18 protein-coding genes, 3 tRNA genes and 1 riboswitch are annotated in these 16,102 nt (G+C 48.4%); of the genes, 10 read left to right on the forward strand and 11 right to left on the reverse strand.

Annotation, left to right across the window (positions count from 1 at the left end; genetic code table 11):
- Window positions 1-87: 87 nt before the first annotated feature.
- Together CXK86_RS16390 and CXK86_RS16395 are read right to left on the reverse strand one after the other, a co-directional pair.
- The gene (locus CXK86_RS16390) at window positions 88-771 is read right to left on the reverse strand and encodes an HAD family hydrolase (protein WP_076251543.1); all 684 of its coding nucleotides are present in this window, start codon (window positions 769-771) and stop codon (window positions 88-90) included.
- Between the two features lie 381 nt (window positions 772-1,152).
- Window positions 1,153-1,548, reverse strand: coding sequence for a hypothetical protein (locus tag CXK86_RS16395; RefSeq protein ID WP_076251542.1), 396 nt, complete (start codon window positions 1,546-1,548; stop codon window positions 1,153-1,155).
- 118 nt (window positions 1,549-1,666) lie between these two features.
- Window positions 1,667-1,842, reverse strand: a riboswitch (cyclic di-AMP (ydaO/yuaA leader).
- A gap of 372 nt (window positions 1,843-2,214) precedes the next feature.
- Between CXK86_RS16395 and CXK86_RS16400 the strand changes: the two genes are divergently transcribed.
- Window positions 2,215-2,694, forward strand: coding sequence for a glutathione peroxidase (locus CXK86_RS16400; RefSeq protein ID WP_036610823.1), 480 nt, complete (start codon window positions 2,215-2,217; stop codon window positions 2,692-2,694).
- A gap of 147 nt (window positions 2,695-2,841) precedes the next feature.
- Here the strand turns inward: CXK86_RS16400 and CXK86_RS16405 are convergent.
- A tRNA-Leu gene (locus tag CXK86_RS16405) sits at window positions 2,842-2,924 on the reverse strand.
- 442 nt (window positions 2,925-3,366) lie between these two features.
- Between CXK86_RS16405 and CXK86_RS16410 the strand changes: the two genes are divergently transcribed.
- From CXK86_RS16410 to CXK86_RS16420, 3 genes are all read left to right on the forward strand, one after another.
- Entirely contained in the window at window positions 3,367-4,068 is a 702-nt protein-coding gene (locus CXK86_RS16410; protein WP_162158974.1) for an urease accessory protein UreF, read from the forward strand.
- Window positions 4,069-4,334: 266 nt separating this feature from the next.
- On the forward strand, window positions 4,335-4,538 hold the full coding sequence (locus tag CXK86_RS16415; protein WP_017690011.1) for a hypothetical protein: 204 nt from the start codon (window positions 4,335-4,337) through the stop codon (window positions 4,536-4,538).
- 27 nt (window positions 4,539-4,565) lie between these two features.
- Window positions 4,566-5,201: a nitrogen regulation protein NR(II) gene (locus CXK86_RS16420; protein WP_101314093.1), complete on the forward strand. Its 636-nt coding sequence runs from the start codon at window positions 4,566-4,568 to the stop codon at window positions 5,199-5,201.
- 30 nt (window positions 5,202-5,231) lie between these two features.
- On the opposite strand, the gene urtE is transcribed toward CXK86_RS16420, so the two are convergent.
- The 5 genes from urtE to urtA all read right to left on the reverse strand — a co-directional run bounded on the left by urtE (window position 5,232) and on the right by urtA (window position 10,128).
- Window positions 5,232-5,927, reverse strand: a complete 696-nt coding sequence (gene urtE / locus CXK86_RS16425; RefSeq protein ID WP_076209466.1) for an urea ABC transporter ATP-binding subunit UrtE — start codon at window positions 5,925-5,927, stop codon at window positions 5,232-5,234.
- A complete protein-coding gene (gene urtD / locus CXK86_RS16430) occupies window positions 5,905-6,714 on the reverse strand; it encodes an urea ABC transporter ATP-binding protein UrtD (RefSeq protein ID WP_101314094.1) in 810 nt (269 codons plus the stop codon). The genes urtE and urtD overlap by 23 nt, the downstream gene beginning before the upstream one ends.
- Window positions 6,677-7,768, reverse strand: coding sequence for an urea ABC transporter permease subunit UrtC (gene urtC / locus CXK86_RS16435; RefSeq protein ID WP_101314095.1), 1,092 nt, complete (start codon window positions 7,766-7,768; stop codon window positions 6,677-6,679). The genes urtD and urtC overlap by 38 nt, the downstream gene beginning before the upstream one ends.
- Window positions 7,769-7,789: 21 nt before the next feature.
- Window positions 7,790-8,695: an urea ABC transporter permease subunit UrtB gene (urtB, locus tag CXK86_RS16440; protein WP_101314096.1), complete on the reverse strand. Its 906-nt coding sequence runs from the start codon at window positions 8,693-8,695 to the stop codon at window positions 7,790-7,792.
- 182 nt (window positions 8,696-8,877) lie between these two features.
- Window positions 8,878-10,128 carry an urea ABC transporter substrate-binding protein gene (gene urtA / locus CXK86_RS16445; protein ID WP_101314097.1) on the reverse strand — a complete coding sequence of 417 codons (1,251 nt, stop codon included), beginning with the start codon at window positions 10,126-10,128 and terminating at the stop codon, window positions 8,878-8,880.
- A gap of 261 nt (window positions 10,129-10,389) precedes the next feature.
- Between urtA and CXK86_RS16450 the strand changes: the two genes are divergently transcribed.
- From CXK86_RS16450 to CXK86_RS16475, 6 genes are read left to right on the forward strand one after another with little or no spacing between them, the layout of a single operon-like run.
- Complete coding sequence (locus CXK86_RS16450) at window positions 10,390-10,692, forward strand: urease subunit gamma (protein WP_036669066.1); 303 nt, start codon at window positions 10,390-10,392, stop codon at window positions 10,690-10,692.
- A 17-nt stretch (window positions 10,693-10,709) separates the two neighbouring features.
- Window positions 10,710-11,099: an urease subunit beta gene (locus tag CXK86_RS16455; protein WP_047842024.1), complete on the forward strand. Its 390-nt coding sequence runs from the start codon at window positions 10,710-10,712 to the stop codon at window positions 11,097-11,099.
- Window positions 11,096-12,814, forward strand: a complete 1,719-nt coding sequence (gene ureC / locus CXK86_RS16460) for an urease subunit alpha (protein ID WP_017690019.1) — start codon at window positions 11,096-11,098, stop codon at window positions 12,812-12,814. The genes CXK86_RS16455 and ureC overlap by 4 nt, the downstream gene beginning before the upstream one ends.
- A gap of 36 nt (window positions 12,815-12,850) precedes the next feature.
- Window positions 12,851-13,543: an urease accessory protein UreF gene (locus CXK86_RS16465; protein WP_076319109.1), complete on the forward strand. Its 693-nt coding sequence runs from the start codon at window positions 12,851-12,853 to the stop codon at window positions 13,541-13,543.
- Window positions 13,544-13,576: 33 nt separating this feature from the next.
- Complete coding sequence (ureG, locus tag CXK86_RS16470) at window positions 13,577-14,296, forward strand: urease accessory protein UreG (protein ID WP_017690021.1); 720 nt, start codon at window positions 13,577-13,579, stop codon at window positions 14,294-14,296.
- A complete protein-coding gene (locus tag CXK86_RS16475) occupies window positions 14,214-15,173 on the forward strand; it encodes an urease accessory protein UreD (RefSeq protein WP_180361778.1) in 960 nt (319 codons plus the stop codon). The genes ureG and CXK86_RS16475 overlap by 83 nt, the downstream gene beginning before the upstream one ends.
- Before the next feature lie 108 nt (window positions 15,174-15,281).
- Here the strand turns inward: CXK86_RS16475 and CXK86_RS16480 are convergent, their stop codons facing one another.
- The 3 genes from CXK86_RS16480 to CXK86_RS16490 form a co-directional block, all read right to left on the reverse strand.
- Window positions 15,282-15,707: a helix-turn-helix domain-containing protein gene (locus tag CXK86_RS16480; RefSeq protein WP_036610863.1), complete on the reverse strand. Its 426-nt coding sequence runs from the start codon at window positions 15,705-15,707 to the stop codon at window positions 15,282-15,284.
- 169 nt (window positions 15,708-15,876) lie between these two features.
- Window positions 15,877-15,959: transfer RNA gene (locus CXK86_RS16485), tRNA-Leu, on the reverse strand.
- Between the two features lie 17 nt (window positions 15,960-15,976).
- Window positions 15,977-16,052 (reverse strand) — tRNA-Lys (locus tag CXK86_RS16490).
- Window positions 16,053-16,102: the final 50 nt, after the last annotated feature.

A 16,102-nucleotide genomic window follows, 5' to 3' on the forward strand; every position in this document is an offset into this window, starting at 1 on the left:
AAATACTAAAAAGGCTGATCAACTCCGGTATTTTATACCCAGTTGATCAGCCTTTATTGTTGCAATCCAATAAACAACCATCTGAATCTAATCCTGATTTGGCATCAGTAACGGCAAGAGTTGATCCAATGATTCAACAGTCCAATCCGCACGTTTGTCATCCGATAGATCTGGCTGGAATCTTCCGTAACCCTGCATAATTCGAATCGTACGCATGCCCAGATTCCGAGCAGGTATAATGTCGTTATCGATCCGATCTCCGATCATGACGGCTTCCTCCGGTTCACAACCTGCCTGCTTCAAGGCCACAGCGTATAACTCAGGGTCTGGCTTGGACACTCCTTCTTCAGCTGAACATGCCAGAACATCAACATACTTCCGCAAGCCGTAACTCTCCAGTCTCTCTTCCGTTCCAGGACTCTGATTGGCAATAATGCCAATGCGATAATGCCGTGACAACTGCTGAAGAACAAAATCTGCTGAAGGAAAAGGACGTTCAAGATCTTTTTGAAACTTCAGCTTGTCCTGAATCTGTTTTTGATGCCCCTCGTCTTCAACAAATGTGCGAATCGCCACTCTCATAGGCCATTGCTCATATTTTCGGTAACAGCTCGCGAACAGTTCGCGTACCGCCTCAATTGTCACCGGATACCCCAAAGCACAAGCTTCACGGACAAACTGTCCGATAATATCATCAACCGGCTCCCATTCATCCACCAGCGTATCTCCAACATCAAAAAACAACCATTTCAATCCACCTACATCCGGCACGCCAATTCCTCCTTGTAAGCCACAGGTGATTCCTGATCCTAATCGAGTTCAAAAAGTCTGGTTTTCAGTACCAAGAAGATGGAATGAAGCTAGAAATGGAGTAGCGGAGCGTAGGGAAAACTACGTGAGCCACGGACATTTCGGCTGAATTTCATATTCGATGCTGATGATGCCGTTAGGCATCCTTCGTAATCAAAAGCGGACTTTTTGAACAACCTATAGAAACCATAAAAAAGAAGACTCACCATCCTGCATGAGTCTCCTCAAACTTCCGTTTATCGATGAATCAATTTCATAATACCTTGAGTGAATTCTGAAATTGATTCTAATACATTCAATTATAACAGGCACCTTACACCTGAGCAATCAGAAGCTATGGCATTAACCATTGAGGAGAAAGCCAACTTCCCCATTGAGCGAATATACAATCCGGTCTGCGCCCATGCCCCGATAGATGCCCTTAGGATGACTCTGCTCCGTAATGACGCACAGGGATTTCGATGTCCATGAACGGCAGATCTGTAAATAACGACAGGTCAGATTCAGACTGTTCTCGAAAATAAACACGTTGCCTACGCTGCCCTGCGGCAAAAACCATTTTTGAGCTGCAGCCGTATTCATGCGAATGACATGTTCTACTCCGATTCTACGGAGTCTTCGCTCTTCCCCTGCACTGTTGGTTAGAACGGCAAACGGCATTTTTTTGTACATCAGCAATTTGATAAATTTGCGTCCTGCTTCATTTGGAGCAGTCACTAAGACCATCTCAGTATCCATCATTCGTTCCTCCCTTGGCGTGAAAAGACAACAAAAAAGAAGCGTGGGGGACCAAGGCCTCCCGAACGCTTCTTAAATAACCCATGGCGAAAACACCATGAACCAGCGTACGGCTTGTTGCCTCTCCCTTTAACGCTTACGAGGTTAGCTGACGGATTCGGGCGCGAGAGTCGCCCTATTTCCGGCTGTCACCGGAAAATTCACCCCATGAATGCCCACTGTCCTGGACAGCGCATTCCGTTGGTTCCCCCGTTTTCCACTCATCAATGAATGGAAACTCAGCGATTAAAACATCGTTCGTATATCTTAAGGATAAGATCGAGCGATATTATCGTTTGTTTCGTTTTTCAAGTACATTTTAGTTTAAATTGAAATTACGTTATGAATCATACACCCATGCCATGTCGGTGTAAAGTCCGCCCAGATCACCAAATCGGCAGATTTTTGCCAATTCCTATCCATAATAACGCTTACAACAAAGTTATACTCTATCTATCTCTTCAAGGCTATCTAATTCTCACTCTGGCGTAAATCACTTCGCAATTCATTCACGTATTCTGCACAACTTGCCTGTTTTGATTCTTTTAACACCATATTAGTTTTGCAATATTTAATTGCAACCAATATAATAGAAGATATAAGAGTAAATAAATGGAGGCGATTTAGATGACAGTCTACGATTACAAAGTGAATACCCTTCGCGGTCAAGAAGTTGAAATGTCCGACTACCGTGACAAAGTGCTCCTGATTGTGAATACGGCAAGCTCATGCGGCCTTACCCCTCAATTCAAAGGTCTGCAAGAATTGCAAGACAAATTTCAAGATGCTCCATTTGAAGTGCTTGGTTTCCCAAGCAACCAGTTTGCACAGGAAAAAGGATCTTCCGACGATATTGCCGAGTTCTGTCAGATGAATTATGGCGTGAGCTTCCCCATGTTTGAGAAAATTGATGTGAACGGCTCAAGCGCTCACCCTCTTTTCCAACACCTGAGCACAGAAGCTCCTGGCCTGCTCGGCTCCAAAGCAATCAAATGGAATTTCACCAAATTCCTCGTGGATCAGAACGGACAGGTCATTAAACGTTATGCTCCCAAAACAACACCGGACAAGATTGAAGAAGATATCAAGAATTTGCTGCAAAAATAATACACAGGCCACCCGTAGCCGGAAGGTAGAGCAACATTCCTCCGGTAATGGATGGCCTTTTTTCAACCCAGATGTCATACTGTTCGAAAAAGACAAAAAAAAGAAGCTTCCCATTAATGGAAAGCTTCTTTTTAATCGTTCATATGATGCGGTCGAGAGGACTCGAACCTCCACGGGCATACGCCCACTACCCCCTCAAGATAGCGTGTCTGCCATTCCACCACGACCGCATGTCGTAAATAATCGGCAACAGAATTGATTATACCGGGTTCAGAACTAAAAGTAAAGTATTATTTAATACTTCTTTTTCAGCTAGGCATTTTCATCAAAAATCGCATAATCTCGTCATCTTTACCCATGAACTGCATATCATTAGATTTGATCCCCTCTTTTCCGGCTTGAGCCGATCTTGTTGATTCATTTATATATAGTCCTTCCTTATATAGTCCTCCCTGCACTTCGCCACATAAATAACACGATAAGTTATATAAAATAACACAAATATTAAATTCCAGATTTAATACATTAAATTTAACGGATACTATTGACAAAAAGCGGACATTTATGGGATGATAACTATCATATAATTCGGATTCTCAAACATAAAGCAAACAAAAAGGAATATAAATGTTACTTTAAGTGACATTTAACGAACACAGGAGGCGAATGATTGTGAACCGTGGGAATAAGCTGCTCGATTATGTCAAACTGCTTGATTCCTCTATTCAGGTTGGAGGGTTCACCCATTCCTTCGGCATGGATATCCATATCAGGGAGGGTACCATTCGTAATGCTGAAGATCTCGAATCATTCATGCGTTGTCAGTTGCATCCGAGCATCGTTCGTCTTGAAGGTATGGCCATCAAAGGGATCTATACCGCAGCAGATCACAAGGATACATGGCGGATAGCTCTGATCGACAAGCTCGTCCATGTTCAGCGAACCCCTGGAGATCTAAGAGAACAAGCTGCCGCCATGGGTAAACGATTGATCAGACTCGCACGCGCTCTGCACCCCTGGATTGAATTCAGCCAGCTCGAACAGATCTTTGCCAAATACGATTCGGTTGGCTGCCTCTCCACTGTTCACGCCTGGATTAACCACCACCTCGACATCCCGGTCGAGGAGGCGGTCCTTGGTTACCTGCATTCAGCCATGAATGCCTGCATAACCGAAGCCTCCAAAGTTATTCCCCTGAACAACGATACAACCAAGGATCTGATGGTCCGCCTGGCCACAGATCTGGAGAATGAATGGAAGACCGTCAGTGCCTCGGCTGCGGATGGACTGGCACAGCCAACCTCGATGTCCATGAAATCGTTTTTCCCCAGTTTCCATATGCTCGGAGCTGGACTTCATGCCTACAGGGCCTAATCCTCTTCCTCCTCATACCTGCTCCCCTTCATTCAAACAAACTAAAAAACACGCGGCAACCTCCTTGCCGACGTGTTTTTTGTCATTTTATTTGTTTTATTTACGTATTTACGCCATTTATAATCACAAAATACACTTTTTTCCGTCTTTTTTAATTGTTAGATGACGCATTTACGTATATAATGAAACATACAGCTCGCATTTCTATATATTCTACATGAAGAAAGAGCGGCTGAATACTACATTCTAACCAGGGGTGAACCCTTTTGAACAAGAAAAAACCAGTTACTCCGTTCGGATGGGCCATCAAACGACGGCTAACCGAACTTCAAGTGGACCAGAAGACCTTTTGTGAACAGCATGGCATCCCACCCTATCGTTTATCCAATCTTATTCACGGCACACGCAAAGCAACCCGATTCAGGCACCTGGTCGCTGATATTTTGGATATTCCAGATGAACTGAGATAAGATTTCTGCCAAAGGAGGGTCTCATCCATGAGACATGTTACATCCGATCTGGAGAGGCTGTCGTTCCAGTCCATACGTCACCAGCTCATCATCGTTGATCACAATTGGATTATCCAAAGTTGTAACCGTGCCTGGCAACAGGGACTCGGTCAATGCTCACCAAACCCGGATATACACAGTAGTCATAGACATTACCTGCATCTGACGGAAGCCTGGGCAAAACGAGGCAAGAACGCTAACATGGCACTTGTCGCACAGAATTTGAAAGAACGCGGAATACCCTTTAATCGAAATCATACATATGACATCTGCGTGTATACTGTATACAACGAAAAGAGGTGGTTTCGTGTAGAACTCACCCCTCTATCTTATGCAAATTCAATTCTGGATACCGATCTCGCTTTGATTGCACACATGGATATTACCGAGCAGAGAAAGACAGAACACCAATTGAAGAAGGCATTGTCTGAAGTGCGCACATTGCGCGGACTGCTGCCTATTTGCGCCGTCTGCAAACAAATCAAGGACGAAGAGGAACACTGGAACTCCGTTGAGAGTTATCTGGAGAAGCATACCCATGCCGAATTTACCCACGACATCTGTCCTGAATGCATCCGGCGGTTATATCCGAAATACTCGAATATCCTGGACAAGCGCTCCTGAAACCTTTCTCCACTCGCCGACTAACTACAACTATACGGAGAGATGATGTTCAAACTGCGACATATCCAGTTCTTGCGGTGTCCCATGCAGGGTTATGGTTCCTTTGTCCATGATATAGATGTAATCTGCGGCACTTCGTACAAAATCAATACTCTGCTCTACCAGCAGAACCGAGAGGTTCCCCTTTGCCTTGAGCTGCAAAATAACCTGCCGAATGTCCTCCACGATAGAAGGCTGGATGCCTTCTGTCGGCTCATCAAGGAGCAACAACCCCGGACGCGAAGCCAATGCCCGAGCGAACGCCAACTGTTGCTGCTGTCCACCACTCAGATCCCCGCCCTGCCGTCCATACATCGTAGCAAGCACTGGAAACATCGCCAGTACATCCTCCGGGAACGTTTTTACTCCCGGTGCACTTGTCTCCAGACCGAGCAATAAATTTTCTTTCACCGTAAGCTGCGGGAAAATCTCCCGCCCCTGCGGTACATAACCAATCCCTGCCCTTGCCCGCTTGGCTGTGTCCAAGGTGGATAACTCCTGATTTTGCCACTGAATACTGCCCTTGCGTGTTTTGAGCAGCCCCATTAATGTTTTCATCAACGTTGTTTTACCTACACCGTTACGGCCCATCAGACACACCACCTGTCCAGGCTGTACATCCAGGTTCACACCACGAAGCACATTGCTTTCCCCGTAGCCGGATTCAATTCGTTGCAGCGACAGCATGGTCATCCCTCCTTTTGCCCAGATACACTTCTGCCACTTTCGGGTCTGCCTGTACCTCCGCCATCGTACCTTCCTTCAGCAGTTTCCCTTCATGCATCACCGTTACCTTGGCTGCGAACTCTCGCACAAACTCCATATCATGCTCCACCACCACAACCGAGCGCTCACGCGCAATCTCTTGCAGAAGTCGCCCGGTCTTGTGTGTTTCTTCATCCGTCATGCCTGCGGCTGGTTCGTCCAGCAACAACACCCGTGGCTCCTGCAGAAGCAGCATGCCGATCTCCAGCCACTGCTTCTCCCCATGCGATAACGCTCCTGCACGAGCATCAACGCGGTCTTGCAGACCAATCTGGAGGGTAACATGCTCCATGGCAGCACTCATTTTCCCATATCGACGAATACCGATGGCTTGCAAAGGGGAACGGCGAGTCTCCGCCGCCAGTGTCAGATTCTCCTGCACCGTCAGACCCGCAAAAATCGATGGCGCTTGGAATTTGCGTCCCACACCTTTGCGAACAATCTGGTGCTCCTTCAGTCGTGTTAATTCCGTGCCATCCGCCATCTTCACCGAGCCGGACATGGGTTTTGTTTTGCCGCATATCACATCCAGCATCGTTGTTTTTCCAGCACCATTGGGTCCGATCAGAAAATGCAGGTCATGTTCATGCAGCTTCAGATTCATGCCTTTGACAGCAACGAACCCACCAAAGGCCACCGTAATGTCCTCGGCTACTAACACCGCCGATTCCTCAGTAGACTTTAGGTTTTTCCCGAGTGACTTGGACATGCGCACTCTCTCCTCTCCGCTTCAGCAAGCGAACAACATGACGATATACACCTACAATACCGTTTGGCATGAACAAAACTACCGTTACAAAGAGCCCACCAATGACGAACAGCCATCCCTCGGGGTAAGCCTCACTTATGCCCGTTTTGGCTGCATTCAGTACCACCGCTCCGATGACCGCCCCAATAAGCGTACCGCGACCACCCAATGCAACCCACAGGACCATCTCAATGGAAGGCACAATCCCCATCATCGATGGCGAGATAATACCGACCTGAAGAACAAACAACATGCCCGCGATGCCTGCAAGCGCACCGGAAAAAGCAAAAGCCAGCGTTTTATATCCTGCCGGATCATATCCGAGGAATCGTACACGATTCTCTCCATCACGCGCAGCTTCGAGCACTTGACCGAACCGACTGTTCACCATTCGACGACAGAGCACATACGCGATCACCAGAACAGCAAGCGTTATATAGTAGAGAACAATTGTTGTTCCTGCGGAATGAAGTGTAAAACCAAAGATCGAATTATATCCGGTAATGCCATTTGTTCCACCCGTCCATTCCTGTTTACCAACAAAGAGTGTTACCGTAATAAGAACCAAGGCTTGAGTCAGGATGGTAAAATAAACACCGGTGATCCGGTTACGGAACGTAAACCAGCCCAGGGCAAAGGCAAGCAATGCCGGAAGTGCTATCCCCAATAACAGCGCCACCGGGAAAGAGCGAAACAGCTCCCAGAACCACGGCAGACCACTGAGACCACTCCATCCCATGAAGTCAGGAAGTGTTGCTCCACTGGCCTGAAGCTTCAGATACATCGCCATCGCGTATCCACCCAGACCAAAGAACACCCCATGCCCAAGACTCAACACACCCCCATATCCCCAGATCAGATCAAGACCGATGGCCAGGATTGCCAACGCCAAAAACTTGGCTAACAGACTCAGACGAAACTCCGTGGAGATCAGCGGAGCAAGACACATCATGATGAGTACAACCGCCCAGATAATCCTCATTTTCAGACTGCCAGTCTTGAGTAATGCGGACATGAACTAACCCCCTTTTTCACGTTAATCGAGACTCCGTGTGCGCATCGCGACCAATCCGCGTGGTTTCCATTGCAGGAAAGCAACGATACATACAAACACAAGCACCTTGCCAATGGAGGCCGAGGTATAGGTTTCGAACAGCGTGTTGAACATGCCAATCCCCAATGCACCACACACGGTTCCAACCAATTTCCCAACGCCACCCAGAACAACGACCATGAACGCATCCACAATATAATACGTACCAAGCGAAGGACCAATCGGACCAATGAGCGTTAATGCACAGCCAGCAATTCCGGCAATGCCCGAACCAATCGCAAAGGTCATGCCATCCACCCGCCGGGTCGAAATCCCAAGACACCCCGCCATGCTCCGATTCTGCATCACAGCCCTCATTCGTCTTCCGGAAGATGTTCGATAGATATAGAGATACATACACAGCAGCACAACCGCAACCAGTGCGATAATGAAGATTCGTTTATACGGAAATACAATACCATCCGAGATCGCCAATCCCCCATTGAGCCAAGCCGGACTGGATACTCCCACATTGGGTGCTCCGAATATTGTACGGGCCAGTTGTTGCAGCATCATGCCTACACCCCATGTCGCAAGCAGACTATCAAGCGGCCTGCCATACAGATGCCTGATCAGAACCACTTCAAGCAACCAGCCAATTAGAGCCGCTACAATGAACGCAATCGGCAGAGCCACAACAAAATAGGCACCAAACCACGTTGCTGGAGCATAGGACATGAACAGATTTTGTGTTACATATGTTGCATATGCACCGATCATGATCAGTTCACCGTGAGCCATATTGATGACATTCATCAGCCCAAACGTTACTGCAAGCCCCAATGCAATCAACAACAGAATTGAACTGATACTCAGACCATTGAACATCTGCAGGATAAACATATCCATCGCTATCCCCTCCTCCATACCGTGACTCTCGATATTTCACATGAATTCAATTAGCGGCAGTAACATTTTCCACATCACAGTAACGCTTTACCGCGATACGGTAAGAGGATGTGTTGTCACACCCTCGTTTATGTTTCGGCTGCTTTGAAGCGAGTTGCCTGTTTTATTGCGAGGTTTCTATGTTATTTAGCGCTGAGGGTTGCTCCCCATTCATACGTTTTCAGATAAGGGTCCGGCTTGACAGGCTCACCAGAATTCCACAATTCCTTGAACTGCCCATCCTCCTGCACCTCACCGATCCGTACGGTTTTGTAGATATGCTGATTCTCTCCATCCACGGTTACCTTACCTTCCGGGGCATCAAACTCCAGACCCTTGGCAGCTGCCTTCACCTTCTCCACGTCGGTTGATCCTGCTTTTTCCACCGCCGCCTTCCAGAGATAAACCGCCACATATCCCGCTTCAATCGGATCAGCTGTCACTCGATCAGCACCGTATTTTTCTTTATACTTGGCAACAAATGTTGCATTCTCAGGTGTATCCGTTGTCTGATAATAATTCCACGAAGCCAGATGCCCCTTCAATACGTCTGCGCCAATACCACGGATTTCTTCCTCCGCCACACTTACCGAGAGGGTCGTCATCTGATCCGAGGAGATTCCGGCATCCTTCAATTGTTTGAAAAAGGCCACATTGCTATCTCCGTTCAGCGTATTGTATACAATATCCGGCTTCGCAGCTTTGATTTTGCTAATGATGGTACTGTAATCGGTATGACCCAGTGGTGTGTATTCTTCACCCACTACTTCGCCGCCTTCTGCTGCGAGTTGTGCCTTAATGACCTGATTGGCCGTTTTTGGGAATACATAATCTGAACCGAGCAGATAAAACGTCTTGCCCCTGTTCTCCAGTAACCAGGTTACGGATGGAACGATCTGTTGATTGGTTGTTGCTCCTGTATAAAAAATATTTGGCGATGATTCCAATCCTTCATATTGTACCGGGTAAAACAACAGACCTTTGTTCTGTTCAAACACCGGGAGCATAGCCTTCCGACTCGCAGAGGTCCATCCGCCAAATACAGCAGCGACCTTATCCTGTTGCAGTAACTTCCCAGCCTTCTCCGCAAAAGTAGGCCAATCCGAAGCGCCATCCTCAATTACAGGCTCGATCTGTTTACCCAAAACTCCGCCCGCGGCGTTAATCTCTTCAATGGCAAGCATCTCCGCATCTTTAACAGATACCTCACTGATCGCCATCGTTCCGCTGAGAGAGTGAAGAATACCAACTTTAATCGGTTCACCGGATGCAGCCGACTCCCCTGTACCACCTGAACCCGAAGCTTCAGGCGGCGCAGTGCCCTCCACACATCCTGTCATCACAATGACCGCACCCAGCAAAATACTCCATAACTTGACCGACCTCTTCTTCAATAGCCTACACTCCCTTTTTTTAGTCTATTGACGAACATTAAGGTCATTTGCGTCCGAAATGTTCGTTGATCCAAATTATGGAGGGTTACTCTCTTCATGTCAATATAGCTTACATAATTTTATTTCATGCCTACCTGTTTCATGCATACTGCTAATAAGCCTTGAAGCTTATTGACAAAGAAATCACCCTGTGTGAGTATATTTAACATACAATATGATCCATGAACATATCAGACATTATAAGCGAAAGGTCGGATTGCCTTGCACTGGACTGAGCAGGAAAAGGAAAAACTCCTGATTACCGTGGCCGCTAACCTCTCCCGTGAACGAAGAGCACGCGGACTCAAGTTGAATGTTCCCGAAGCCATCGCCTTGTTGACCTCCGAACTGATGGAACGAGCACGGGATGGAATGAGTGTTGCCGAATTAATGAGATACGGAGGCACCATCCTGACACGCGAAGACTGTATGGATGGTGTTCCCGATATGATTCCTGAAGTACAGGTAGAAGCCACATTTCCTGACGGTACAAAACTGGTTACCGTACATGAACCCATCCGCTGAGAAAGGCAGGAGAAACCATGATTCCTGGTGAATACCGTTTGAAGCCAGATGACGACATCATCTGTCATCCGGATCGTTTAACCCTACGACTCCTTGTCCTTAACCGCGGCGACCGCCCCGTCCAGGTCGGCTCTCACGTTCACTTCTATGAAGTTAATGCAGCACTGGACTTTGATCGCACCTCAGCTTTTGGACATCGTCTGCACATTCCTGCAGGCACCGCAGTTCGCTTCGAACCCGGTGAAGAGAAACCGGTTGAACTCACGACCTTTGGCGGCAAACGCCAGATTCACGGGTTCAACGGATTAACCGAAGGCTCTGCGGATCAAGCTCCTGATCCACTGAAACTGGAGGCATTCCTGAAGACGTTCTCTCCTCCCATACAAGATGGAGGTGAACCTTCATGAAACGAATGAGCCGTGAACAATACGCGTCCATGTTTGGACCAACAACCGGCGATGCCGTAAGACTTGCGGATACCGAACTATGGGCAGAGATTGAACATGATTATGCCGTATACGGAGATGAGAGCAAGTTCGGAGGTGGTAAGGTTATCCGCGACGGAATGGGCCAGTCCACCACTGCTCTGCGAAGCGACGGCACTCCTGATACTGTTATCACCAACGCTATCATTATCGATCATTGGGGCATTGTAAAAGCGGATATCGGCATTCGGGATGGTCACATCTGCGCCATTGGCAAATCCGGTAACCCGGATACAATGGACGGTGTTCATCCCGCACTGGTCATCGGTGCTTCCACCGAAATCATTGCTGGTGAAGGCATGATTGTAACCGCTGGCGGCATTGATACCCATATTCATTTCATCTGCCCACAGCAGATTCAGACTGCGTTATCCTCCGGGGTCACGACCATGATCGGCGGCGGAACAGGACCAGCAACAGGAACCAAAGCCACCACCTGCACACCAGGAGCCTGGCACATCCATCGGATGTTAGAATCGGCAGAGGCTTTTCCCATGAACATCGGTTACCTTGGCAAAGGCAACAGTTCCAGTACCGCACCTTTAATTGAACAGATTGAAGCTGGGGTAATCGGCCTGAAGCTGCATGAAGATTGGGGCACTACCCCGAGCGCTATCGATGCCTGCCTGACTGCCGCCGGGGAACATGATGTTCAAGTCGCTATCCACACCGATACACTGAACGAAACCGGATTTCTCGAAAACACCCTGGCTGCAATCAACGGCCGGACGATCCACACGTACCATACGGAAGGCGCTGGTGGCGGACACGCACCGGATATTATCCGGGCCGCTGGGGAGTCCTACGTTATCCCCTCATCAACCAACCCAACACGACCATACACACGCAACACCGTAGAAGAGCACCTTGATATGTTGATGGTATGTCATCACCTGGACCCTTCCATCCCGGAAGATGTCGCTTTTGCGGATTCGCGGATTCGTCCGGAAACAATCGCAGCCGAAGACATTTTGCATGATCTTGGCGTGTTCAGCATCATCAGTTCCGATTCACAGGCCATGGGCCGAGTGGGCGAAGTCATTATCCGCACCTGGCAGACAGCCGACAAAATGAAAAAACAGCGCGGCAAACTTGAGCTCAACCCGAATTCCCCCTCCGATAACGATCGGATCAAGCGATATGTCGCCAAGTACACCATCAATCCAGCTATCGCACACGGAATCGGTCATCTCGTCGGTTCGGTGGAAGTTGGCAAGCTGGCAGATCTAATCATATGGAAACCGGCTTACTTCGGTGTTAAACCCGAGATTGTCATCAAGGGTGGCATGATTACATTTGCCCAGATGGGTGATCCCAATGCGTCCATCCCGACACCTCAGCCGGTATTTGGCAGACCGATGTTTGGAGCCTATGGTAGCGCCATTGCCAGCGGATCGATCACCTTTGTCTCCCAAGCCGCAGCAGATGCGGGGATCAAAGAGTCATTGGGCCTGAAAAAGCGGGTTGAACCCGTTAAAGGCTGCCGCTCGGTCAGCAAAAAAGACATGATTCATAACGACGTCACCCCCGTTATTGAAGTCGATCCCGAAACCTATGAGGTGCGCGCCGACGGCGAGCTTCTCACCTGTGAACCCGCAGACGAGCTGCCTATGGCACAGCGGTACTTTATGTTTTGATAGGAATACGGATTAGCTGATAAGGGGGCACTCATGATGAATAGTGGCACGAAGCTACTCCGTTATGTTCAGCTGCTGGATTCAGCCCTGCCCATCGGTGGTTTCTCCCATTCCTTCGGTCTGGAAGCTTACACGCATGATGGCACCGTGCAAAATACCGCGCAGCTTGAACAGTTTATTCGCAGCCAGCTTCATTCCAGTCTTGTACGACTAGATGGTCTTGCCATCAAAGGCGTCTATCAGGCGATAAAACAACAAGATGCCGCTCTACTTGCCCTGTATGACAAACGTGTCCACGCCCAGCGCTCCCCTCGGGAACTCAGGGAAAGCGGCCACAAAATGGGAAAGCGACTGCTCAAGCTGGCCCGCTCACTCTATCCATGGATGGACTTTTCCCTGATCGATGAGGCTATACGGGAATACGGCGCGTATTGTGGCATCACGACCATTCACGGTTATATCAACTATCAATTGGAGATTGAATTGGATGAAGCCGTTACCGGGCATCTGTATACCTCAGTGAACGCTTATGTGAACAGCGCACTTCGCCTGCTGCCCATCGGACAAACGGAAGCGCAGATGTTGATTCAGAAACTGCTTGATGATATCGAAGCGGAATGGGCTCTCATGCGGGACAATGACCCGGAAGATATGCACAGCTTCGGAATCGCCCAGGAAATCTACGCCATGCGGCATGAGACCTTACCCGCGCGGCTGTTTATGTCTTAACATCAACTTTTATATAACCAAGGAGGAATTGTTATGTGTGGAGGAGCTAATCATACGCATCATCCGGAGTGGGAACGCAAGGCATTTGATCGGAGTCGTCCGATGCGAATTGGAATTGGCGGACCGGTAGGTTCAGGTAAAACAGCCCTTGTGGAGAAGCTATCCAAGGCACTGCGTACACGTTATAGTCTTGCTGTCATCACCAATGACATTTATACCAAGGAAGATGCCGAGATTTTGCTGCGTCAGAACGCACTGGCACCAGAGCGTATTATTGGCGTCGAGACAGGCGGATGCCCGCACACGGCTATTCGTGAGGATGCCTCCATGAATTTCGAAGCGGTTGACGAGTTGATCGAACGCTTCCCGGATCTGCAACTGATCTTCATCGAGAGCGGCGGCGACAATCTCTCCGCTGCATTCAGTCCGGAACTGGCTGATGTGTTCATCTACATTATCGACGTTGCTCAAGGAGAGAAACTCCCCCGCAAAGGCGGTCCCGGCATAACGCGTTCAGATCTGCTGTTAATCAACAAAACCGACCTCGCCCCTTACGTTGGTGCAAGCCTGGAAGTTATGAAAAATGATACCGAAAGGGTACGCGAAGGCCGCCCTTATGTCATGTCTAATCTAATGAGCGGTGAAGGTGTATCCGAGATTGTCCACTGGCTTGAACATCAATACATGGATGACGATGCTTCCGCTGCACATCTGCATTCACACAGCCATGAACATGGCACTCACTCGCATTAATTCATCTTCTGTCCCCACGGGAACAGAGATAAATAGGAATGAAAGTGCAGGTGCACCCGTCACACGCCGCAGCGAGCTTCGGGCCACCTTTGCCTTTCAAGGCGACCGGACTGTCATGACTGATCGTTATTACAGCGCACCACTCCGGTTTAGCCGATCCTTTCGACCTCCCGGAGGCGGAACCGAATTATGTGTGTACACGTCAGACGTCTCGCCCGGAGTCCTTAACGGGGATCATTATCATTCCGAGTGGGAATTAGGTGAAGGCACCCATGTCATGCTGAGCAGCACATCTGCTACCAGACTTCATCCTACACCTTCCATTCCCTCATCCGTTAATCATCACTTTCGGTTGGGAAAAGGGGCCACGCTGGAATACTTCCCTGAATGCGTCATCCCTTTCAAGGGAAGTTCTTCTGCGCTCGCTGTAACCTTTGAGCTGGAAGAACAGGCAATCCTGGCCTATGCAGATATCTGGTCTGCCGGACGGATTCATCGGGGAGAAGCGTTCCAATTCGAGCGTTACCGCAGCTTGACGGAGATATGGCAAGGTGAGCAACTGGCTGTCTGGGATCGATTCGGACTCGAACCGGATACCGATGATCCCAAACACTCAGCGTCTCTCCTTCACTACACACATACCGCTGCGTTATGGATGATTGCCCCAGGGCTTGGTACTGCGGAGTTGGAGCAAGTCAGATCTGCGCTGCCACCAGATGGACGAATGCTCGCAGGCGCAAGTTTGCTGGCATCAGGTGGAATCGGTGTTCGACTCCTCGGCATGGCAGCCTGGGAACTTCAGGAGCAATGTCTTCAGATCTGGAACACACTCCGCCCACATCTGCTGGGCAAAGAAACTCTTGTCTTTCGTAAATAAGGACATCAAGCGTAGTTAACACCAAAAAACCTCTGAACTGTCTCCGAGTGTGTTCGGATTAGTCCAGAGGTTTTTGTACATTCAGTCTATGGATGCTGCTCATATCACTTACGCTTCGTTTTCCTCAGAATCGTTCTCTGATTTGTTCTCAGGTTTATAGCGATAGTCGCCAGCATCCTTACTTTCCTTGGATTTACGGTAACGGGTGAACTCAATATATTCGCTGATAAAAGACTGTTCCACAGTCGATAATTCACTTTCTTGGCAATTCAATTGCCGCAAAACGTCAAAAAAATAATCCTCCCGTTTTTCCCGAACCATCGCTTCCTTCGATGGACGTCCAATCATGAGCCAGTCAAGGCTCACATCAAAAAACGAAGCAATCTCAATTAATTTATTCGTACTCGGAATAGACTTGCCACGTTTCCAATCACCCAGATTGCCTGTGCTAATCTTCAGCTGTTGGCAGAAAGCCTTCTTGGTCATTCCTCGTTCGGCAATCAGGTGTTCAATTCGCTCATAGATCGACTGCATACAAGAACCGCCTTCCAACCGTAATAATCAACTCATCTGCTTGAATTATACCACATTATTCCTGAATGCTCAGCCTTTATATGCCTGGAATAGGATGAGATATATCGTATAACACAAAGATAGACTCCCATGAATGATCATAGAAGTCTATCTTATGTTGTTGCTGTGATGCGGTCGAGAGGACTCGAACCTCCACGGGTATACACCCACTACCCCCTCAAGATAGCGTGTCTGCCATTCCACCACGACCGCATATTCAATTGTAAAAATGGTGAGCCATGAAGGGCTCGAACCTTCGACACCCTGATTAAAAGTCAGGTGCTCTACCAACTGAGCTAATGGCTCTTGCTGTAAACTTCACCGGATGTGCCATGCTTCATTCTTGTCTATAAGAG

The sequence above is a fragment of the Paenibacillus sp. BGI2013 genome, assembly GCF_002843485.1.
Classification (GTDB): Bacteria; Bacillota; Bacilli; order Paenibacillales; family Paenibacillaceae; genus Paenibacillus; species Paenibacillus amylolyticus.